The sequence below is a fragment of the Streptomyces sp. NPDC107581 genome (assembly GCF_055657175.1).
Window position 1 is genome coordinate 38,227 of record NZ_JBVKBH010000005.1, and the last position, 20,610, is coordinate 58,836.

Sequence of the window (20,610 nt, forward strand, 5' to 3'; positions counted from 1 at the left end):
GCAGGGCCATCAGCCGTGTGTGACGTTGACGGTCACCTCGCCGCCCCGGGCGGCCACAATCCACGCTCTGCCTGCCGTCCTGCGCAGCACGACCGCACCGCCGTCGACCACGACCCGCCACCCACCCCCTGGCAGGGACAGCTCGGTCAGTCGAGAACCGTGCCGAGCCGCACGGTAGGTCAACCGGTACGTGGCATCGGCGGGGTCGTACGAAGCGGAGCGGATCGTGCCTGCCACTGCTTCCGCGTACGGTTGGGCCGTCAGCTCCTTGTTGGTCCGGAAGACGCCCGAGGTGTCGAGCGCGCAGTAGCCGCCGCCGTAGCACCAGACATAGCCCGCCCAGCCCGAGCTGTAGCGGCCCAGCGAGGCCATCGCGTCGCGGTAGAACCGGTTCATGTTCGGCAGCGAGCTGTTGAGCGCGCCCCACTCCCCCACCACGACCGGGACCTGGTACGCCCTCGGGTACTCAGTGACGGCCCGTTCGTAGGTCTCGATCCACCCTGCTCCCGGATCGTAGTCGGCGCCCGCCTCCATGGCGGCGTTGTAGAAGTGCGGCGCATACACCACCTTCGGGTCTTCGACCCTCCCGAGGCCGGTCGGTACGCCCTCGCCCACGATCGGGGTGGGTTCGACGAAGACCCACGCGTCCGGGTCGGCCGCGCGAACCGAGTCGGCGAGGCGGTTGTACATGGGGGTGAGCTGGTCACGCTCGATCCGGCGGGCGGCCGCCGGCAGGTCTTCCCCCTGCCGCAGCTCACCCATCGGTTCGTTGATCAGGTCGTAGCCGATCACCGCCGGGTGGTGGGCGAAGCGAGAGGCGAGGACCCGCCACATCCGGGCCTGGGCGCGCTGCAGGTCCTGGTCCTGGTAAAGGTGGGTGAAGGCGCGCTGGACAGCAGGCTCGAAGTATTCGGCGAACCAGTCGTCCGGATGGGCGGTGAACGGCAGCCCGTCGGTTCGGGTGGCCCATTCCGGTATGCCTCGGTGGCCGAATGCAGGTCCGAAGACGTCCTGATGTGCGTCGATCAGGACCTTCACGTCGTAGCGAGCGGCCCAGTCCACGATGCGTTCGATCTTCCGCAGATACGCCTGGCTGTACTGGCCGGGCCGCGGTTCAAGGTCGTCCCAGAACACGAGTAACCGGACGAAGTCGAAGCCCTTCGCCCGCACGTCACGGACCTGACGTTCGGTGATGCCGGTCAGGGCCGTGTCGCCCCGGTGCACCTTGTCCTCGAGGTTCCATCCGCGCAGGGCAAGCGTCCGCCCGTGCCCGTCGGTGAGCGGGGGTATGTCGTGCACGGCCGGTCCGGGACGGGCGGTCGTCGGGGCGAGGAGCGCAGCTACGACCGCAGCCACCGTCAAAGTCGTTCGGAGCACCGTGGAACACCTCCAGGCCGTCGGATGCGAGGTGCCGCATCCCATCACGGCTGTGTCTCCATGAGAACGACTTCTGCTCAACTTCTGTGCTGCACGCAGACTGAGCGACCCGCCGATGCCGGGACCACCGCGGGGCCGTCAGCCGAACGTCGGGGCACCGAGTGACCGCGCGCTCAGACTTCAAGGCCGCGGGCCGGCGCTGAAGTACGCGTCGATGTACATCGTGCAGCGGATCTTGTACTCGTCGTTGCCGTCCTGGAAGAACAACTCCTTGGCCCGTCCGCCGCGGCACGAGTCTTCGAGGGTGACCAGGCCATGCGTGAGCGAGGTATGGACGTCGCAGTTGGACCGCCCGAGCCGTCGGAGTGTTCATGCTTCCATGCGCAGCCAGATGTTGCCTGTGCGGAGCCAGAGGAAACCGTCGCGGCCCTGGCCGCAGCGCATGACGACTCGACCGGGCACCCGCAGCCGACGGCGGCTGGTTACAGACCAGGTGGTGCCGTTGAGCTCGGCACGTATGAGCTCGACAGAGCGCTTGTTGTGGTCTCGGCGGGTGAGTATTGCCCTGTTGCCGCGGACTGCGAATCCGTCCGGGGCGGGGACGGGGCTGCGATAGCTGACAACGTCGCCGGTGGACGGGGTGATCCGTGTCAGGAAGGTGCCGCCTCTGCCTCGGCCGCTGCCGGAGTACCACACGAGCCATACCTGTTCGCCCTCGGTCGCGGCGGTGCAGCCTTGCAGTGGGTGGTCGGGCAGCCGGGCCTTGGGAACCCAAGAGATCTGGCCCCGGGTGTTCCAGCCCGCGAGGCCCGCTCCTGACTCGGGGTGGCCGCCGTAGATGCCCTCGTCGCCATGAGCCGTCCAGATGCCTCCGGCGACGTCGGTGACCAGGGCAGGAATGTCATCACCGACGCAGAACTCGGCCTCAGGGGTACCTGATGGGGAGAGCACCACAGCGTTGGGCGTCCAGGAGCCCTCGGTCTCGTTCCGGAACGTACGACCGCTCACCAGCAGGAATCGGGAATCCGGGAGCAGGGCCAAGTGACTGGGCCAGATCCGAATGTCCTTCACCAGGGTGCGCCGCTCCTCCTGCCCCGTGACGGTGACCAGCTCACCCGTGAACGGGACTTCCGGCCGCCACCCGATCCACCCCTTGATGTAACGGGTGCGATCAAGGTATTGCCGATGGACCAAAAGGACGGCAAGTTCCCCGGCGGGCCCCACACTCCACCACAAGGCTCGGTACCCCCGCACGGCATCAGCAGCGGAAAGCCGCCACACCTTGTGCATCGCGGAATCAGAACCAGCAGTCGTGGGTTGCAGATTCATTGGCGATCGCCTTTAGGACTCCGGAGCCAAGTAGCCCGAAGAGCACTACCCTACCGACCCGCTCGGCTGGATCCGGCCCCGGCTGCGCAAACCGGCAGCGACCGACCGGTGGACATGGCTGATCATCACCGCATACACCCAGCTCCGGTTTTCCCGCCCCTGGCCCGCCACCTGCGGCATCGATGGGAGAAGTCGGCCGCACCGAACCGTCTCGCACCCGCCCGGGTGTGCCGGACGTTTCGGAACCTCCGCCAGCACATGCCCTGTCCCGCCCAAGCACCGAACCCAACCGGCCCGCCCCGGACGACCGCCCGGCACCAGGAACAGATGCCGGGCACCCCGCTACGACGTAGGCAAAACCGTCCGCCGCGAGAGGATAGTCGTCGCTCCACAACGACTGAAAAGAACAAGATGGGCTTTTCCTTTGACCTCACCGCGTTCCCGAGGTCGGGTGAATTCTTCGGCCTGCGGGATTCGTCGGCGGTGTATCGGATACGGACCAGGAGATCGATCAGAAATTATTTCGCTGTCTTCCTCCTTGGAGTGGCTCATGCCGGTGGACCCGACCGACCCCGATAGCTTCGAAGATGCTGAGGCCGGCGAGGGAGTGTTCGACGTCGAGGCTCCTGAAGCCGATGCGGCCGAGCAGCACGCGGATCTCGCACCACACCGGGATGAGACAGGCACAGGGGGCGACTTCAGTGCCGATGAAGCGGACCGTGCGGAGCAGGCGCGTGTGGTTGAGCTGGCCGAGGACGACTACCGCTGAGCCTGCCGTTCCTCCGGTGCGGCGGGGCTTCGTGCCGACCGTGTGGTGGGTGGGTCTGCTGTATGCCCCGCCGGTCACGAGGACACCGCGGTCACCGCGGCCACGCCCGCGCCGGGCTCGATGCGCAGCGTGTCCAGCGGCCCGGCGCTCGCCCGGGGGCCCGGGCCTAGAGACCTGGCCGGGGCGGGACGCGCAGGCCGGTCGTGCCGTCGTACGGGCCCAGTTGTTGGGTGGCCGTCAGTCCGTCGGGATCCGTCGCGGTCACCGCCAGTTGGTGGGTTCCCGGGCCGAGGGTGCGCACGTCGAGGGAGCCGCCGGTGACGGAGACCGGTGAGCCGTCGACCTGCCAGACGAGGGCGGCGCCGGTGAGCGGGCCGTGCTGCGGGGAGTGGCCTTGGACATGCAGCAAGGGGCCTTCGGTGTCGGCCAGCAGGAACTTCGGAGGTCGCGGGGGCAGTGGGAAGGACGGCGTCTGGACGTACGAGGTGTGGTAGCCGTTGGTGGCGATGACCTGGACGAGGCAGCGGCGGTCACCGGGCAGGTCGCGCAGGTCCAGGTCGTAGGAGTCGCCGGTGAGGCTGACGCCCGGCCGTAGGGCCACGGTGCCGGCCGCGTGGGAGAACCGCACGAAGAACGTCGCCGGCGGGTCGGCCTCGCGGTCTCCCCCCAGCTGCTGCCAGCGCAGGTGGAGGATTCCCCCGGTGTCGATCTGCGGAGGGGCCGTCGGGGTGAGCAGGATGAAGACCGGCGGTGCGGGCGGCACCTCCAGGGCGCCGAGTTCGTTGCCGTTCAGCCTCAGGACGATGCGGCGGGTGTGCTCGTGGTACGGCAGCCGGGCGGTGAACGTGGCCTCGGGCTGGGCGGTGGAGTGGAAGCGCGGCTCGGTCGCGGCGCGGGCCAGGACGTCGCCGGTGGCCGATTCGAAGGACACCTCGTAGCCCTGTCCGGTCGCGGCGGGGGTGGGCGCCGGCTCCGTGGCGGTGCGCACCGCCGGGCTCCAGCTCACGGTGCCGGAAGCCGACAGACTCCCACGGACGCGGACGGAGCGGCCCGGGAACGGCATGCTCGCCGGGACGGGCGTTGCGGGCAGTTGCAGCGGTGGGGGCGGGGTCGCTGCGGCGCGCTCCGCGGCGTGCTCGGCGAGGTAGAGGCGCAGCCGGCTCCAGTGGTGCACGCCGATCCACTGGCTGTAGGGAGTGGCCGCACCGGAGGCACGGCAGTAGCTCATCAGGTCGGGCATGGTGGCCGGGTAGACGTCGAGCCGGACCGGGTCCACGCCTACATCGCCGATCGAGCCGTCCGGCGGCCGGTAGTTCTCGTCCGTCTCCGCCGGCTGGTCGTTCGGCGGGCCGCACGGCGCATGGTCCAGGCCGTAGACATGGCCCAGTTCGTGTGCAACGGACCCGGTCAGGTCGGCGTAGCCGAAGGCCACGTTGTCGTCCCTCCGTGAAATGCCGACCCGGTCCAGGTGGACACGCCTGTCCACGAGGCCGTACAGCTTCTTGTACTCGGCCGCCTCCTCCTGGACGTCCTCCAGGTCGTTCAGGAACCCCTGCATCCCCTTGTACGTGCCCAGGTCGCGTGAGGTGCGGACGACTTCGCTGCCCGGAAGGATCCAGTACCGGATGCTCTTCGCGGGGTCCTCGGCGATGGGGTACACCTGTGTCAGACGGTTCACGGCTGTGACGTAGTCCGCGTCCCTGGGTGCCGGGACGGTGTCGGTCGCGACCCGGACCATCAGGATGTCCAGCGGGTGTGCGGCGAAGACGTCCAGGAGGAGTTCCACGGGGTTGCTGACGGAACCGGCGACCGAGGCCTGCACCAGGATGCGGGCCTTGCCGGGGGCGAGGCGGTCGGCGGGGATCCGGAAGTTGAGCGTGTGGCCCAAGTCGGTGCGCTGAACGGCGGCCGCCGGTCTGGCAGTGATGGGGGCGAGAGGGGCTGCGGTGTAGGTGCCGTCGTTCAGGTCGAGGGTGCCGGTGACCCCGGCGACCAGGCCCCCGCCCTCCTCCGGGCTGACGCCGGAGTCCAGGTAGACCCTGACCAGGGCGGTCCGGTCGGCGACGAGGGGGACGGCGTTGTCCGGGGCGACGGGCGAGTGGAAGGCCTGGATGGCCTGGGTGACCTCGACTCCGGTGATCTGCAGGTCCGGGGTGGTGTCGGGGGGCAGTACCTCGGCGCTGAGGGTGACGAGGTAGCCGGGGTGGGTCTGGTCGGTCTGGGTGGGGCCGAGACGGAGGCTGCCCAGGGTCGCCGGTTCGGCCGGGTCGACGACGAACATGGCCCGCCCGAGGAAGTTCTCGTACCTCTCGGCGCTGGGCCAGAGGTCGTCGTCATGGCTGTAGGCCTCCACGAAGAAGCGCATGGGTCCCTGCATCACCAGGTCGAAGACGGTCGTGGCGGTGCCGTAGGAGAGCGGGAAGAGCGCTTCGTCGAAGACCCGGTCCCCGTTGTTGTTCCAACGGAACAGTTCGCGATCGGCCGGCGGGTCGGCATCGCCCTGGACGCGGACGTAGAGGGCCATGTGCGTGAAGTCGCTGTTCTCGTCGTTGATCAGCACCAGGTCTTTCCAGACCAGCCGGACGTGGGAGCGCTGGGCCGTCGGAACGGCCTGGACGTTCGCCGTGACGACGATGCCCGGGTGACCGTTGTCGGTGGTGGTCGGCCCGATCAGGAGGCGTCCCAGGGTGGCGGGGTCGCGGTTGTCGATGAGGACCTCGGCTTCACCGAGGAAGTTCTCGTGGTGCCCCTCGTCCGGCCACTGTTCGTCATTGTCGGTGTACGCCTTGACGGATACGCGTGCGGTGCCGTTCAGGTCGAACGGCAGGACGCTCGGCAGGGCCGGATCTCCGTCCAGGGCATAGTCGAAATTGTCTTCGACCGGACCGTTGCGATGATTCCAGCGGAATGTGGCCAGGGTGGTGCCGTTCGTATCAGTGACGGCGGCGTACAGGCCGATCCTTGTGTCGCCCGCCTCCTCGTCCTCGAAGACATAGAGGTTTTCGAACGAGACGCGCAGCTGGGCCATGGGCCACCCCTGGAGTTCATCGGCCTCCAAGTTCCCGGTACGCCCGTCGGACTGTCAAGGGCGAGAAAAGGAGGGGGAATTCACGCCTTCTCCGTGCGCCTGTATGCGCCCTCCGACTCGCCCGTATGCGCCCTCCGACTTGTTTGGTGGCGGCCTTCGCGGAGCCCGAGATGGACCGGCAGGCCGATCAGACCGTGGCGCGGCAGGCTGCGAAGATGGTGTGGTGGTCACGGATGTGGAGTGGGCGAGGATTCGGAGGGGCCTTCGCTTCGGGCAGGTCGTGAGAGGCACCGTCGTCCAGGTGCCCAGACCTGGGGCGATCGGGATCTTCGTGGACATCGGTCTGGAGGTCGGAGGCTTTGTCGATGTTCTGCTGCTACCGGAGCAGGACGACCTCTGGCCCGTTGTGGGTACGGTCGCCGATTTCGAGGTCTGGTGGGCGGACTGCCGTCAACAGGTCCGGCTGAAGCCGTGCGGTCCGCAGTATCTGCGTGCGGACTTCGCGGAGTTCATCGCACGTTTCAGGCCCGGTTGGCCGTCCGACATCGGTCGACCTGTCCTCGTCGACGGCACCGTCACACCGGATGAGGGTGCCTCCCTGGAGCAGAGGCAGGAGCGACGCGAGGGCCTGTAGCGGGCGGTTCCCCTTCCGGCCGGTGCGCAGGGCCACGTCACGTCGGTGAACCGGCCGCCGCACACGTTGCGGGCCGTCAGCACCTGGCGGTGCAGGAAATCGAGCCGCTGCTCACCGGTGATCTGGGCTGCACCTTCGCCCCCAATCACCATGCTCGCGGACGTCCACGGCTACGAGTTCGCCGCCTGGACGGCTCGCTCCCCAAACCCGGCCGGTCGGCCTATGGGGTGCGGGCCGGCGCTCCCAGGCCCGTCCAGGTGTCTGCAGCCCGTCGACGGCTCCACTGCCACCCGGATGCCCGGCTGGTCCCGCCCCGGCAGTGTGCGGCCGGGGCGGGACCAGCCGGGACGGTCGTGTGTCGGGAAGGATCGGCCGACCGCTCCCCCTCTTGCCCTGTGGGCATCAGGAGGAACGGCGGCTTGGAGCGTCGTCGTCCTGTCGTCGTCCCCGCCCTGCTCGGGCGGAGGGTGACCGTGCTGCCCGGCCATGGACTGCCCTGCGTGCAGCGGGATTTCAGATGTGGCAGAGGCCTTGCGCGTAGTCGACCGTGGCGGACGCCTTGGAGTGGGCCCACTGGGGGCTCAGGAGCTGGTCGTCCAGCTGCCGGGCGGCGTCGGGGTTCTCCACGATGTAGCCGAAGTCCTGCAGCCACGCCGGGTAGAGGTTCTTCGAGCCGATGTAGAACGCGGAGCCGTCGACGGAGACCAGCTTGTGGTGCTGGGCGTAGGGGTGTCCGTCGGCCCACTTCGCGCTCGGGGAGCTGCGGAAGGAGGCGAGCTGCAGGTTGGAGCAGAGCGCTGTCGTGGCGGTGTGCTCGTCGCCGGTGATCCGGGCGAGCCGGCTGCGCAGCACGTCGCTGATCTCGGAGAGGGACTTGATCTGCGAGTAGCCTCCGCTGCCGACGGCGCCGCGGTTGGCGGGGTCGCTGACGACGATGCGGACCTTGACGCCGTCGGCGAGCTTCGCCGCGAGGGCGTCGTAGACGCGGGTGTCGTAGCGGGGCAGCGGCGGGCAGGTCGCGTTGAGGTCCTGCTGCGAGATCTCGATGTGACCGGTCGCGCTGGAGATCAGTGAACGCAGGGCGCTCTCCTCGGGGTTGACCGTGTCGTAATCGCGGTCCCCGTTGGTGTTGTCGTGCAGCCCGATCACACACCGGGTGGCGGACGTGTCCGGCAGGGCCGGATGCCAGGCAGAGGCGGGATCGGCGTCCTGGATGCCCACGCCCAGCCCGCCGACGGCGATCACCGGTACGTCACCGGTGGCCGGGACGGCACGGGGGTTGGTGTCCTGTTCCATGGTCGCCATGCAGTCGGCTCCGTCGGAGGCGGCGTACCAGACGCTGGCGATGTTGCTCTTGTTGCGGCAGGTCCAGGCCCACAGCCGGTCCAGGTACCGGCCGGCCGTGCCTGCGGCGGGGCCGGTCAGAGCGAGGTCGACGTCGGTGACCGGGTGGGTGGTGTCGAGGTAGTCGCCCTTCCAGTCGTTGATGCCGCCGGTGACGGCGGACTCCCCGTCGACGACCAGGAGTTTGGAGTGGTTCCACGAGAACGCGGTCTTCGACGTGGTCATCGAGGCGACGTCGAGCGTGATGGCGTCGGCCGCCGGACCGAGCCTGCTGCGCAGGTCGTCCCGGTACTTCGAGGGCAGCACGGTCATGTGGTAGACGGGTGCGGCCCCGACGAGGACGCGGACCTTGATCCGGTGGCCGGCGGCCACGGAGGACTTCAGGCCCGCGGCGATGGCGTCCTGGAAGGCGCCGTCCGGGAAAGGCGCGAGACTGGAGATGTCGACGGTCCGCGTCGCCCGGGAGATGTTCTCGGTCATCTTGGCCAGCAGCCGCTTGGTGCCGGCGCGGTCCTTGCAGTCGGCGTCGCCCCAGCAGCCGGGCGTCTGGAGCAGCCAGCCCGAGGGGTCGTCGGCCGCGGCGTCGAGCCGGTTGCCGCTCGTGCGCTCCCACACGTCCCCTTCGAGGCCGGGCGAGACCTCGCGCAAGGTGCGTTCCACGGCGTCGAGATGGGGGGTCGTGGAGTCGGCGGCGACGGCGGGTGCGGCGGGCAGCGCGGCCAGGGCGACGGTGGATATCAGTGCGGTGCGCGCCAGACGGTTTAAGCTGAGGGAAAAGATCACCCGCAGAAGTTACCAGGCAGTACGTCCTGCTCGTGACGCCTGAGCCCGCTCGCAGGGCCCCGGATCCGGACACCGCTCTTGCCACCGGACTCGAACACCGGTGAGCGCATGCGGACTGGGTGGTGACCGTGGTCATGCGGTCCTGATGCTGATGGTGCGCAGTCTCTTGGTGGCGCGGGTGAGGGCGGCGTACAGGTCTCTTTCGCCGCCGGGCCGGACCGTGGCGATGTCGTGCGGCAGGACGACGATGACGGAGTCGAACTCCAGGCCTCGGCCCTCCGACTCAGGGATCAGCCGTGCGTGACCGGTGAGCGGGGCGGTGGCCAGCTCGTCCGTTCTGGCGTCCGGGCAGATCACCGCGAGCAGTTCGTCCGGGTGCGCGGCTGCCAGGGCCTTCAGTTCGCGGTTCAGGTCGCGGGATGTGCCTGGAGTCGGGGGCAGGAGTACGGCGGCTGCGGCGCGAACGGGTCGGCGGCAGCCGGGCGGCGCCGGACGGCCCGGGAGAGACCGTCGGCGACTACGGCAAACTCAGGGGCTCTTGGTACCGTGCGCGCTTCCAGGCCGTGCCGCAGCCGTCGTGCGGGGCAGACGGGGCTGGTGGTAGGGGCCGTGGTCGGTGTGGAGTCCGTGCTGGGCGTCGGTGTAGAGCTGGAAGAAGCGGTCCCCGTGCAGCGGGCTGTAGGTGATCCGGTTGTACCGGGGGTCACTGGGCTTCACGTCGGGGCCGCCCCCGTTGAAGCCGCCCACGTTGCCGATGATCTGGCCGGTGTTGCCCGAAGCGTCGAACTTGGAGAACCACGGTCCTCCGGAAACACCGCCCCACATGCCGCCGCAGTCGATCCGCATCTGGTAGTAGGACGCCAGCGCGGTCGTCCGGACATTGGGGCAGCGGAACGCCTGGTCCTGCGGGTTGTGCCCGATCGACGGGTAGCCGATGACGGTCACCTTGTTGGCGAAGCCGGGCGTGGTGGCCAGAGTGTTGGCGCCCACGACGTCCTGGAGCTTCCGGCCACCGTTGGGCTTCAGGCTGGCGAAGGCGAAGTCGAGGTCGGAGTTGACACTCTTGTCGGAGGCGTACCGCTTGTCGCGGAACCACTCGTTGACCGGCCAGATCCCGTACGGCTGTCTGGCCGCCGACTTGGTGTGGTCGTACTTGGGAACGAACGCCGCGTTCCTGCCGAGACAGTGTCCGGCGGTGAGGATGAGGTTGTGCCCTGCGCTGCGCACCACGCTGGCCGAGCAGTAGTGGGCCCGCATCCCGCTGTCCGTGTGGAAGAGCATGCCGACGGACTTGATGCCGGCGAAGTGCTGACCGGTGAGAGCGGCGCCGGTGAGTCCTGCGGCGGTGAGTGCGTTCTTCCGCGGTGCCGTCCAGCCCTTCGGCTGGGCGACGCGGCCCGAGGGGTCGGTGGCCGAGGCCATCCGCTGGGGTGTCCAGAACCGGATGGCCTCCTGGGTCGTCCAGTTGGTGTCGGCGGACGGCGATCCGGTGACGGACGCCGATCCGGTGAGGGACGCTGTTCCGGTGACGGACGCCGATCCGGTGAGGGACGGCGATCCGGTGGCGGACGGCGCAGCGCTCGGTGTCGGCGTGGCCTTGAGTGACGCCGTCGATGTCGTCGATGTCGTCGGTGTCGGGCCGGTGGTGGCCGGGGCCGGCGTGGCGCCCTGCGCTGCCGCGCCGCTGTCCAGCAGCACTGCGGTGCACAGCGCGCCCATGGCCCCGAGACGTATTCGATTCTTGTGCAAGGTGGTCTTCTCCAAGTGAGGCAGGCACGGTGAGTCGCCGGCTGCGCGTGTCGATGGCAGCCACGGCGAGGTCATGGGCTGGGCAGGCCCTCGTCCTGCACACGGCGATGCGCCGCTATGCGGCCCGGCATGCGGTGTCCCGGCATCCGCCCGCGGCCCCGCGCGCCGCGGGCTCGCGGACCGCGTGAAAGGTCGCGGTGAAGGTCGCGGTGAAGGTCACGGCAGCGGACCACGCGTTCCGGCCGCAGGGTGTCGACGTTCCGGCGCGGCTCACTCCGCATGGCTCAGTACAGATGACAGTGCACCCCGTTGTGTTCCCCCGTGCCGCCGAGCGGCAGCTTCCAGTCGGCCGTGATCAGCGGCCGCAGCCGTAATGATCGCACGCACCATCGGACATGTGCACGATAAATGGCCGCATCGTCTCGCGCAGTTGGGGCGGGCCCGGCTGAACGACGGTTCCGCACACCTGCGCCCGCAGATGGTGCGCACGCCGGCGGTCGGCCTGTCCGGCCGGACGGTCGGGCGGCCGGGACAGGGCTTCGGAGGGACCGTGCCCGTGGATCCGTCTAGCCTGCGGATCGGTGCGACGTGGCGTGGATGGAGCCGAGCAGGGACAGGGCCTGGGCGCTGGGGCTGCCGGGTTCGGCCTGGTAGACGATGAGTTGCTGGCCCGGGGCGTCGCGTACGTCGAAGGCCTGATAGGTGAGGGCCATGGGGCCGACGTCCGGGTGGAGGAAGTGCTTGGCGTCCTGGGTCTTGCCGCGCACGGCATGGGTGTTCCACAGGCGGGTGAAGTCCGCGCTGTGCTCGATGAGGACGCGGACGAGTTCGAGCAGCCGCGGGGCGTCCGGGTCGAGGCCGGCTGCCTGGCGCAGATGGCCCACGGTGGCCTGGGCCGTCCAGTTCCAGCGTGTGTAGAACTGCCGGCCCGCCGGGTCGAGGAAGGTCATGCGGGCGAGGTTGTCCGCCTCCTCGAAGGGCGAGTGCAGGGCCTGGGCCAGGTGGTTCGCGGCGAGGATGTCCAGGGTCCGGTTGATGACGAAGGCCGGTGCGCCCGGGTAGCCGTCCATCAGCTGACGCAGGGCCGGCCCGACCCGGTCCGTGGTGTGGGTGAACTGGTCCCCCGGTGTCGTCCCGGCCAGCCGGTGCAGGTGGGCGAGGGCGTCGGGGTCCAGCCGCAGGGCACGGCCGAGTGCGTCGAGTACCTGGGCCGAGGGGTGGCGCTCACGCCCCTGTTCCAGACGGGTGTAGTAGTCCGCGTTCATCCCGGCCAGGACGGCGACCTCTTCCCGACGCAGCCCCGTCACTCTGCGCAGGCCGTGGCTCGCCATGCCGACGTCCTGCGGTTGCAGACCCGCCCTGCGTGCGCGGAGGAACTCTCCCAGGTGGTTGTCGGTCATGCCCCAAGGCTAGGCCGCGGGGGCGGTGGGCCGCCTGGGTGCGGTGCACCCGGGCAGCACACGTCCTGGTGGGCGGATCGGGACCTGCCCAAACTCGGTCGGGCAGGACGGATCCGCACCCGAGAGCGAGGAGTGTCCGCCATGACAGGACATACAGCGGGAAGTACAGCGGGACATACGGCACGGCACACGGCAGGAGCTTCGGCAGAACCCACAACACGGCATACGGCACGACGATCGGCAGGGCATACGACAGGACACACGCAGGACGGCCATGTCGACGTCGGCGTGGTCGGTCTGTGGGTGACCGCGGACGGTCGCATACGCCAGGAGCTGCGGGCGGACGGCCGCCACGACGAGGCCCGTGGTGACCGGCGCGGCGCGTACACGGGCCGTTACACGGTGAGCGGGAACCACATCGACTACGTCGACGACACGGGGTTCACCGCGACGGGCGACATACGCGACGGGGTGCTCCATCACGAGCACCTGGTGCTCCACCGGGAAGGACAGCAGGCATGACGGACACCACCAAGGTCGTGGCGATCACCGGGGCGAGCAGCGGGATCGGTGAGGCGACGGCCCGCCGGCTCGCCGCCGACGGCCACGCTCTCGTCCTCGGAGCCCGGCGCACCGACCGTCTCGCAGCGCTGGCCGCGGAGATCACCGCCGCGGGCGGCACTGCCGGCTTCCAGCGGCTGGACGTCACGGATGCCGGCGATGTGCGGGCCTTCGTCTCGGCCGCTCGCGAGCGCCACGGCCGAGTGGACGTGATGGTCAACAACGCCGGGGTCATGCCGCTGTCACCGCTCGAAGCCCTCAGGACCGAGGAGTGGGACCGCATGATCGACGTGAACGTGCGGGGTGTCCTGCACGGTATCGCCGCCGCGCTGCCCGTGATGCGTGCTCAGGGCGGCGGACACTTCGTGAACATCGCATCGGTGGGCGCCTACGAGGTCTCCTCCACCGCCGCGGTCTACTGCGCCACCAAGTTCGCCGTCCGCGCCATCTCCGAAGGGCTGCGCCAGGAGTCCACCGGCTCCGTCCGGGTCACCCTCGTCTCCCCCGGCGTGACCGAGTCCGAACTCGCCGAGAGCATCTCCGACGCCGCTGCCAAGGAGGCCATGAAGGCCTACCGCGCCGTGGCACTGCCCGCCTCCGCCATCGCGGAGGCCATTGCCTACGCCGTTTCCCAGCCTGCGCAGGTCGACGTCAACGAAATCGTCGTCCGTCCCGCTGCGAGCGCCCAATGACCCACCCGGAGGGAACAGACATGCCCCGCACCGTGTGCGAATTCGACGCCCTGGTCGGCAGATTGCGGGTCCTGGAGGACAAGGAGGCGCTGCGTACTCTGATGATCCGCGGATGGCGGGCGCTGGACCGCAAGGACTGGCAGGCCTGGATCGAATGCTGGGCCGAGGATGCGGTGCTGGAGTTCGGACCGTGGGAGACGATCCGGGGCAGGGACGCGATCCGGGCGAAGGTGGAGGAGGCGGAAACGCCCTACGCGAGCATGCAGCATCACATCCTCAACATGCATGTCGACATAGCGGGAGACCGGGCGACGGGCATCGGCTACATGTGGTTCGTCGCCGTCACCGCGCCCGGGCAGAACTCCTCGCCCTACGCCATGGGCGGCGCCTACGACTGGGAGTTCCGCCGGGGCGCCGACGGCTGGCTCCTGGTCCGCCAGCGGCTCGGCATCCGGTGGACCGACGGCGAGGGCGCCCTGCGGACATTCGCCTGACCACGCCCCGTCCGCACCGGTGGGACCGGCAGCCGCGGCGCCGCCAACCCGCCCTCCGGCATGGGCTCCGGGCCAGTCGATCCACCGGCCCGGAGCCGGAATACACCCGGCGGGGTCGCTCTCATTGGCTGTGGAAGAGCACCGGATGTTCCGGGTCCGAGGAGCAGACGAAGAACCCGCCATGGCTGCCGCCCCGGCCGAAGTCCATGCCGGTCGGCTCGCTTCGTTCCTCGTATCCGGGTGACCCGTACACGAGGTGACGGTCTTCGAGCGGGCACCAGCGACCGTCGCCCTCGAAGTTGTCGGCCTGGAGGAGGAGAACGGTGCGTGCGCCGCAGTCGATGCAGTCCAGCTTCGGCATGTCGCTCACGGACCAGTCCATGCTGCCGCCGACCTTGAAGCCGGGCGCCGTCGCCACCTCCTCGTAGAGGACTCTGCTCGCGTCGGAGGCCCAGAGCCGGGCCTTGAGGTCACCCGGCAGTTCCTCGTGCCAGGGGTACTCGACGATGCGCTCGGGGTGCAGTACGCACGGGCGGGGAATCGAACTCTCGTAGAAGCCGGGCAGTTCGCCCTCCAGGTCCGGTACCGGCGGCTCGCCCAGGGTCGTGGTCACGTCCGCGGAGCGCCGCCAGACCACGTGGCAGGGGGCATCCTGCGGGCAGCAGTGGTAGCCGACACACCACAGGATCTGGAGCAGGTCGGTCCCGGGCGGAAACGCGATCTCCGGAAAGTGCGCGGCCTTCAGTTGGGCGACCGCGACCATCGGGATGCCTTCGTACTGGTCACAGTCCGGGGCTTCGCACCGTGGCCATGGTTCCGAGGCCGGCCACAACAGGGGACCCCCTATGTGGCTGTCTTCGGGGCCGGGTGCGCCCGGCCGGGGGTGCAACCGCACCGTCGTACGGGCATGGGCGCCCATGCCTGGTACGACCTGGGCGAGATCGGAGGGCGGGGCCCCGGTGGTTCGCGTCATCGTGCGATTGTCCCCGCTCGGCGGAGAAGCGCCGCGCGCCGGTCTCAGGGCTGGAGACGGACGGCCATCTCCACCCTGACCTCGTCCCCGGCCGACAGGCTGTGCGGCTTGCGCACGGCCGCCTTGAGCGGCAGCAGGTAGCTGCCGTCCTTCGGGAAGAGTGATGTCTCAAAGGCGATCTCGCCCATCCGGGCCCGGACGGGGATCACGCCCCAGCCGTAGGTGGCCATGGCCGCCACCTCGCGGATGTCGGCGGACTCCTCGTCGGGCACGGGGACGAAGTAGTAGGGCGGCGGGCCGCGCCACTCGATCACCCGGCCGGAAAAAGTGAACTCCATGAGGTCAGTCTGCCTGTTGCGGGGAGCCCGTCTTCGACTGGCCGTACAGGAGTCTCGTGGTGCGGCGGGGCCCACTCAACGCGCGGCTTCGGGAACTCGCTCTTCGGGCGTTGTGCGCATGGTGCGCAGTGGTGACAGGAAGGTGGGAAGGAAGCTCGCCGTCATGCCGGCGGCGCCGATCCACAAGGTGGCTCGCGCTCCGAACGCGGAGCCGCGGCGCCGCCCAGGACTCCGCCCAGCGGGAGGCCGCCCCAGGACACGAATCGGGCTGTCGCGCTCATCCGGCCCAGGAGTCGATCCGGTGTGAGGGCTTACTGGAAGTTCGACTGAGCCACGAAGCGTACGACTCCCCCGAGCGAGAGGGCCGCGAGTCCGGTGGCAGCCGCGTAGAGGCTCCAACCCGGTCGCGCCCATGGCATCAGGGCCGCCAGCGGACAGGTGACCAGCGGCGCGAGCCAGATGACCGGGCCCTCTCCGAACCGCTTCGAGATCCGAGGTGCCGACAGTGCGCCCAGCAGTGCGCCGCAGACGAGGCCGATGCCGGAGGAATCGAGTCCCGTCTCCCTCTCCAGGAAGACCAGCAGCATGGCTTGGTACATGACCAGGAAGAGGTTGAACATCGCGTCGCCCAGCATGATGGCCCGCAGGGCGGGATGCTTGAGGACATGGCTCAGCCTCTTTGATGTCGCGGCCCAGTCGTAGGCGTTCACCCGGCTCCGGGATCGGTTCACGCTTGCGGATACCGAGCGCGAGCACACCCGAGACGGTCATCCCGAGCGAACTCACCAGAAGCGTCGCAGGGGCTCCGACGCAGCCGACCAGCGGACCCGCCAGGGCCTGCCCGCAGTCGGAGCCTCCCGCCCAGGCTTCATGTGCGCAGTGATTCCTCCGCGATCGCCTGGGCCGCCGCCATGATGCTCAACTGGGGGTTCACCTGCGGGCAGCTGGGAAGCACCGAGGCATCCGCGACCACTACCCCGTGCACTCCACGGAGCCGGCCCCACGGGTCGAGGGGGAAGCGCTCGGGATCTGCACCCGCGGCGACCGTGCCGGTGGGGTGGTAGGCCGACAGGTGGAGCTGCCGCGCGCTGATGCCGTCGAGTACGGTGTCCAGTTCCGCGAGGCTGCGTACGCGGGGCGTGCTCGGGATGCCGGTGAGTACCTCCTCCGCGCCGGCGGCGAACAGCAGCTCGCCCATGGCGCGCACGGCTCGCACGAGACGGCCTGCGTCACGGCGGTCGAGGTCGTAGCGGACCAGCGTGCGTCCGCGGCCGAGGACACGGCCGGAGGGCCGGTCCGCGATCATCGCGCCGAGCGTGGCGAGCCGGTCGCTGCTCTCCAGTTCGCGGCGGAGTTCGCCGCCCAGTCCGGGCAGGATGAAGGAGCCCATCCCCGGCGGGGTGGCCGTGGCTTCGATGAGGACGCCCTGTGCGTGGTGCTCCTCCACTCCGACGCTCTGCAGCACGCCCTTCCATGCGGTGACCGGTTGAGCGAAGCGTCCGGCGACGCTGGTGGCCGGGTGGATGCTGAGGTTCTGTCCGAGCCGGGGGTGTCGACCGAGTCCGGAGCGGCGCAGCAGCGGTGGAGTCTGCAGCGCGCCCGCCGCGACGACGACCAGGGGCGCGAGGATCTCGAACGCGCTGCCGGGTTCGGATCCACCGGCGTGCCGCACTACGCGCACCCCGGACGCACGCGGCCCGCCGGGACCGTCCGGGTCGACCAGCAGGCGCTCGACCCGTGCACCGGTCACGATGCGGGCTCCGGCGGCGCAGGCATCGGGCAGCACGGAGAGCTGCACGCTCTGTTTGGCGCCGGTCGGGCAGCCCACCACGCACTGGCAGGAGCCCCGGCAGCCGGGCGCGTTGCGGCGCAGGGGCGCGGCCTGCCAGCCCAGTTCACGGGCGCCGGCGAGCGCGATACGGCCGTTGGCGCCGAGGACGTCGACGGGCTGGGCGGCGACCCGAAGGGTGCGCTCGGCCTCGTCCAGATACCGGTCGAATCCGTCCGCGGGCGTGAATCCGAAGTCCTTGCTCCAGTGGTCGAGGACGTGGTCCGGAGTGCGGTAGCAGGTGCCGGCGTTGACGATCGTGGTGCCGCCGACGGCTCGGCCCGTCGGCAGCAGCACCGGCGGGTTGCCGACCGCGACGCTCGCTCCGCCGTCCCGGTAGAGCTCGGTGAAGCGGTCCAGGGGCGTGCGCCGGCCGAAGGAGGCGGTGGAGTGGTGGTGCCCTTCTTCGAGGACGACGACGTCGAGCCCGGCCCGGGCCAGCGTCCGCGCGGCCATCGCTCCGCCCGCGCCGGAGCCGATGACCACGGCGTCGGCGGTGGAGCGGGCGGGCCAGGCGTGGGCGGGCGTCATGTCGAGCGGCGGGTCCGGGGGTGGTGTGCTGCCTCGCGGCGCGGGGCTGTCCTGAAGCATCCGCTCCGTTCCGGCCGCCAGGAGGACGGGCACCTTGAGCACGTCGATGAGCGGGAGCAGCGCGGGGCGCGCGGCGAGTTCCCCCAGCACGGACTCCCGCTCGGGCGTGGTGAGTGTGCCCAGGGTGCGTCCTGTGCGCGCCACGGCGTAGGCGTCGAGTGCGTGCGCCGCCGCCTGCAGGCCGGCGCGGGCGGCGAGCGGCATCGCGGTGAGGACCGCCTCCAGTCGGGCCGGTACGCGTCGTGGCCAGGTGGCGCTGCCGTCGTCGGCGATGAGGGCGGCCACGAGGCCGGTGAGCTTCATCGGGTGCCCACCTCCGCGTGTGCGGTGCCCTCCAGTGTCCACTCGGCCTCGGTGCGCCAGCCGCCGAACCACCACCGTTCCAGCAGGACGTGCGCGTCGGCGCGTTCGCTGTTGCGGCACGTCGCCCGGCTGCCGTCGGGGTCGGTGTAGTCGAGGGTGAGGGTACGGTCCGTCGGCTGGGTGACCTCGACCCGGATGCGGCGCAGGCCCGCGCGGCCGGTGACGGTCCACGTGGGCAGGGCGATGCCGGCCCGGAAACGTCCCGCTCCGGCCCAGCCGACCGCCGGCCGCTCGGGCCGGCGGGGCCAGGTGCGGCCCTGCCGGCGCAGCCGGAGAAAGGCCAACGGAGGAAGCCTGCGCAGGCCGGGACGGGTGGAGACGGCGGCGACGATCTCCAGGACGTCTCCGCCGCCGAGGTCCGCGTGCAGCCAAGCCCAGCGCTGGGCGTTGCCGTGTCCGTAGATCCTTGCGGAGGCGCCCGGGGCCGAGGTGAGCGTCAACGTCGTGTCGTCGTGGGTGAAGGTGCCGTCGTAGGCGGCCGTGGCCGCGGGCAGCAGCTGGGCGGCGGGCAGCAGGGGCCGGCGCCAGGACCAGCGGGGGAAGGTGAACAGCGGTACGTCCGCGGACCGTTCGGTCAGGTCCCAGCGCAGGGCACCGTCCTCGGCCGAACCCGACAGGCGCCCGGGTCCGGCCTCGACCCCGTCGGCCGTGAAACCGGAGGTCGCGGGGGTCCACTCGGCGGGGCCGAAGCGGGCGTGCCGCACGGGGCCGCCCTTGGGGAAGACCGCGGCCCAGCCGTGCGCGTACGGCTCGGATCCGTCGGCCGGCGCGGTCAGTTCGTGGTGCAGCCACAGTCCGCTGCCGGTGTCCGGGTCGGTGATGGTGGTGTACCAGACCTCGGTGCGGCCCGGCTCGCCGCGCCAGCGGGGTGCGAGGAGCGCGGCGGGATCCTCGCGCCGCGGGAACCGGAAGCTCGCAAGGAACGGCAGGAGTTGGGTGCCGAGCGGAAAACGAAGGGTGCCCGTGCCGATCCGTGCGCCGTCCTCGTAGAGGGTGTACGGCAGCACGGTCATCGAGGTCACGGGCCGGCGCGGGGTGACGGACTTCCAGCCGTCGAGGGTCAGCCGGCGGCCGTCGGCCGTGAAGGTGATGCGGTAGCGGATCCTGCGCCGGGAGAGCGGGGAGATCTCCATCTCGCCCTCGGCGCCTGGGTCGTCGGTCCAGCCTGCGACCCGTATCCGGCCGGCGGCCCGGGCCTGTGTCGTGCCGCGGAGCCGTAGGCGGTGCTCCGCCGAGACCGTCAGATCGAGGTGGACACGGCGGGTCCGGTGCTCGTCGTCGAGGTGCAGCGTGCCGAGCATCGTCTCGTGGAAGACGGTGCCGCGAGCGGGCGGGGCGCTGCTCGTGCCCGTGGGTGAGGTCGTCGCCGCGTTCATCCGAGGCCCTCCAGCATGATCCTCTCGGTTGCCGTCAGATACTGCTCGGCCGCCCGCCGGGCGGCGGACTCGTCGCCGGTCTGCACCGCGTGCACGACCGGCTCCAGTCGCCCGTGCGCCGCCCGTGCGTCGACGAACGGCCCCTTGAGGGCGGCGCGTACCGGCAGATAGGCGTTGAAGAGGGTGTTGGTCAGCAGGACGTAGACACGGTTGCCGGTGGCGCGGGCGAGGGCCCGGTGGACCTCGATGTCCGCGAGCTGTACGGCGTCGGCGTCTGCCGCTTCGCCGACGGCTGTCAGCAGCGTGCGCAGCTCGGCCCGTTGCCGGTCGCTCGCCCGGGCCGCGGCCCGCTCCGCGATCAACGCTCCGATGCTGTACCGCACTTCGAAGACCTCACCGATCCAGTCGGGGCTGTGCCGCACGAGCATGGGCAGCAGGTCGGCGCCGCCCAGGCGCAGGTAGTCCCGCACCCGGGTGCCGACGCCGTGCCGGGTCTCCAGCAGTCCGGCCTGCATGAGACGCCCGAACGCGTGCTTGAGGGTGGTGCGTGTGACGCCGTAGCCGTCGGCCAGCGTGCGCTCGGGCGGCAGATAACTGCCCGCCGGATGGCGCCCGTTGAGAATGTCCTTGCGCAGACGGTCTTCCAGGACATCGACGATGGTTTCGCGGGGCAGTGCCTCCACGCCGTCCTCCAGTGGCTCAGTGGATGAGCCACTCAACCAATGGATGTCCGTGAAGTCAACCGCCCCGCACCATGATTGGCCGACTCCGGCCAGGTGACGGAGGAGCGGGCGGCGACCGCTCGCCAGGTCATCCCGCCCACGCACAGATCACCGGCCGGGGGCGTGCCCACCTGTACGAACTGACCTGGCCCGCCCCGGAGATGGAGCTTCCGCGTCTGCCACGGGAGGTCGGACGGGCCGCCGGAGCCAGCGGGAAGCCCGGCGCCAATGGCACAACGGCGTCGGCGGGAGGCCGGGG

General features: G+C 70.3%; 19 protein-coding genes. 6 read left to right on the forward strand and 13 right to left on the reverse strand.

From position 1 onward, the window contains the following. Positions 1 to 9: 9 nt before the first annotated feature. Positions 10 to 1,377 (reverse strand): cellulase family glycosylhydrolase, encoded by a 1,368-nt coding sequence (locus ACZ7P3_RS13615; protein WP_472081099.1) that lies wholly within the window; start codon positions 1,375 to 1,377, stop codon positions 10 to 12. 369 nt (positions 1,378 to 1,746) lie between these two features. Continuing rightward, entirely contained in the window at positions 1,747 to 2,706 is a 960-nt protein-coding gene (locus ACZ7P3_RS13620; RefSeq protein WP_472081100.1) for a hypothetical protein, read from the reverse strand. A gap of 550 nt (positions 2,707 to 3,256) precedes the next feature. Here ACZ7P3_RS13620 and ACZ7P3_RS13625 point away from each other — a divergent pair. After that, entirely contained in the window at positions 3,257 to 3,475 is a 219-nt protein-coding gene (locus tag ACZ7P3_RS13625; protein ID WP_472081101.1) for a hypothetical protein, read from the forward strand. Positions 3,476 to 3,641: 166 nt separating this feature from the next. Here the strand turns inward: ACZ7P3_RS13625 and ACZ7P3_RS13630 are convergent, their stop codons facing one another. After that, positions 3,642 to 6,503 (reverse strand): hypothetical protein, encoded by a 2,862-nt coding sequence (locus tag ACZ7P3_RS13630; protein WP_472081102.1) that lies wholly within the window; start codon positions 6,501 to 6,503, stop codon positions 3,642 to 3,644. Between the two features lie 331 nt (positions 6,504 to 6,834). Here ACZ7P3_RS13630 and ACZ7P3_RS13635 point away from each other — a divergent pair, with 331 nt between their 5' ends. After that, a complete protein-coding gene (locus ACZ7P3_RS13635) occupies positions 6,835 to 7,137 on the forward strand; it encodes a hypothetical protein (protein WP_472081103.1) in 303 nt (100 codons plus the stop codon). Between the two features lie 513 nt (positions 7,138 to 7,650). On the opposite strand, the gene ACZ7P3_RS13640 is transcribed toward ACZ7P3_RS13635, so the two are convergent. The 3 genes from ACZ7P3_RS13640 to ACZ7P3_RS13650 form a co-directional block, all read right to left on the reverse strand. Continuing rightward, positions 7,651 to 9,264 (reverse strand): phospholipase D-like domain-containing protein, encoded by a 1,614-nt coding sequence (locus tag ACZ7P3_RS13640; RefSeq protein ID WP_472081104.1) that lies wholly within the window; start codon positions 9,262 to 9,264, stop codon positions 7,651 to 7,653. A 132-nt stretch (positions 9,265 to 9,396) separates the two neighbouring features. Next, positions 9,397 to 9,621, reverse strand: coding sequence for a hypothetical protein (locus tag ACZ7P3_RS13645; protein ID WP_472081105.1), 225 nt, complete (start codon positions 9,619 to 9,621; stop codon positions 9,397 to 9,399). Between the two features lie 171 nt (positions 9,622 to 9,792). Continuing rightward, the gene (locus tag ACZ7P3_RS13650; protein ID WP_472081106.1) at positions 9,793 to 10,686 is read right to left on the reverse strand and encodes a trypsin-like serine peptidase; all 894 of its coding nucleotides are present in this window, start codon (positions 10,684 to 10,686) and stop codon (positions 9,793 to 9,795) included. Here ACZ7P3_RS13650 and ACZ7P3_RS13655 point away from each other — a divergent pair. Beyond that, on the forward strand, positions 10,673 to 11,032 hold the full coding sequence (locus ACZ7P3_RS13655) for a hypothetical protein (RefSeq protein ID WP_472081107.1): 360 nt from the start codon (positions 10,673 to 10,675) through the stop codon (positions 11,030 to 11,032). The two genes, ACZ7P3_RS13650 and ACZ7P3_RS13655, sit on opposite strands and share 14 nt — an antisense overlap. A gap of 547 nt (positions 11,033 to 11,579) precedes the next feature. On the opposite strand, the gene ACZ7P3_RS13660 is transcribed toward ACZ7P3_RS13655, so the two are convergent. Next, complete coding sequence (locus ACZ7P3_RS13660) at positions 11,580 to 12,413, reverse strand: helix-turn-helix transcriptional regulator (RefSeq protein WP_472081108.1); 834 nt, start codon at positions 12,411 to 12,413, stop codon at positions 11,580 to 11,582. A gap of 288 nt (positions 12,414 to 12,701) precedes the next feature. Between ACZ7P3_RS13660 and ACZ7P3_RS13665 the strand changes: the two genes are divergently transcribed. From ACZ7P3_RS13665 to ACZ7P3_RS13675, 3 genes are read left to right on the forward strand one after another with little or no spacing between them, the layout of a single operon-like run. Further along, a complete protein-coding gene (locus ACZ7P3_RS13665) occupies positions 12,702 to 12,935 on the forward strand; it encodes an Atu4866 domain-containing protein (RefSeq protein ID WP_472081109.1) in 234 nt (77 codons plus the stop codon). After that, positions 12,932 to 13,666 carry an SDR family oxidoreductase gene (locus tag ACZ7P3_RS13670; RefSeq protein WP_472081110.1) on the forward strand — a complete coding sequence of 245 codons (735 nt, stop codon included), beginning with the start codon at positions 12,932 to 12,934 and terminating at the stop codon, positions 13,664 to 13,666. The genes ACZ7P3_RS13665 and ACZ7P3_RS13670 overlap by 4 nt, the downstream gene beginning before the upstream one ends. Before the next feature lie 20 nt (positions 13,667 to 13,686). Beyond that, positions 13,687 to 14,160 (forward strand): nuclear transport factor 2 family protein, encoded by a 474-nt coding sequence (locus ACZ7P3_RS13675; protein ID WP_472081111.1) that lies wholly within the window; start codon positions 13,687 to 13,689, stop codon positions 14,158 to 14,160. Between the two features lie 121 nt (positions 14,161 to 14,281). Here the strand turns inward: ACZ7P3_RS13675 and ACZ7P3_RS13680 are convergent, their stop codons facing one another. The 6 genes from ACZ7P3_RS13680 to ACZ7P3_RS13705 all read right to left on the reverse strand — a co-directional run bounded on the left by ACZ7P3_RS13680 (position 14,282) and on the right by ACZ7P3_RS13705 (position 20,312). Next, the gene (locus ACZ7P3_RS13680) at positions 14,282 to 15,133 is read right to left on the reverse strand and encodes a YwqG family protein (RefSeq protein WP_472081112.1); all 852 of its coding nucleotides are present in this window, start codon (positions 15,131 to 15,133) and stop codon (positions 14,282 to 14,284) included. Between the two features lie 44 nt (positions 15,134 to 15,177). Continuing rightward, complete coding sequence (locus ACZ7P3_RS13685) at positions 15,178 to 15,471, reverse strand: DUF1905 domain-containing protein (protein WP_472081113.1); 294 nt, start codon at positions 15,469 to 15,471, stop codon at positions 15,178 to 15,180. 311 nt (positions 15,472 to 15,782) lie between these two features. Next, positions 15,783 to 16,202, reverse strand: a complete 420-nt coding sequence (locus ACZ7P3_RS13690; RefSeq protein WP_472081114.1) for a hypothetical protein — start codon at positions 16,200 to 16,202, stop codon at positions 15,783 to 15,785. A gap of 137 nt (positions 16,203 to 16,339) precedes the next feature. Further along, entirely contained in the window at positions 16,340 to 18,193 is a 1,854-nt protein-coding gene (locus ACZ7P3_RS13695; RefSeq protein WP_472081115.1) for a GMC family oxidoreductase, read from the reverse strand. Further along, complete coding sequence (locus ACZ7P3_RS13700; protein ID WP_472081116.1) at positions 18,190 to 19,629, reverse strand: hypothetical protein; 1,440 nt, start codon at positions 19,627 to 19,629, stop codon at positions 18,190 to 18,192. The genes ACZ7P3_RS13695 and ACZ7P3_RS13700 overlap by 4 nt, the downstream gene beginning before the upstream one ends. Beyond that, complete coding sequence (locus ACZ7P3_RS13705; RefSeq protein ID WP_472081117.1) at positions 19,626 to 20,312, reverse strand: FadR/GntR family transcriptional regulator; 687 nt, start codon at positions 20,310 to 20,312, stop codon at positions 19,626 to 19,628. Before ACZ7P3_RS13705 ends, ACZ7P3_RS13700 begins: the two co-directional genes overlap by 4 nt. Between the last annotated feature and the right edge of the window lie 298 nt (positions 20,313 to 20,610).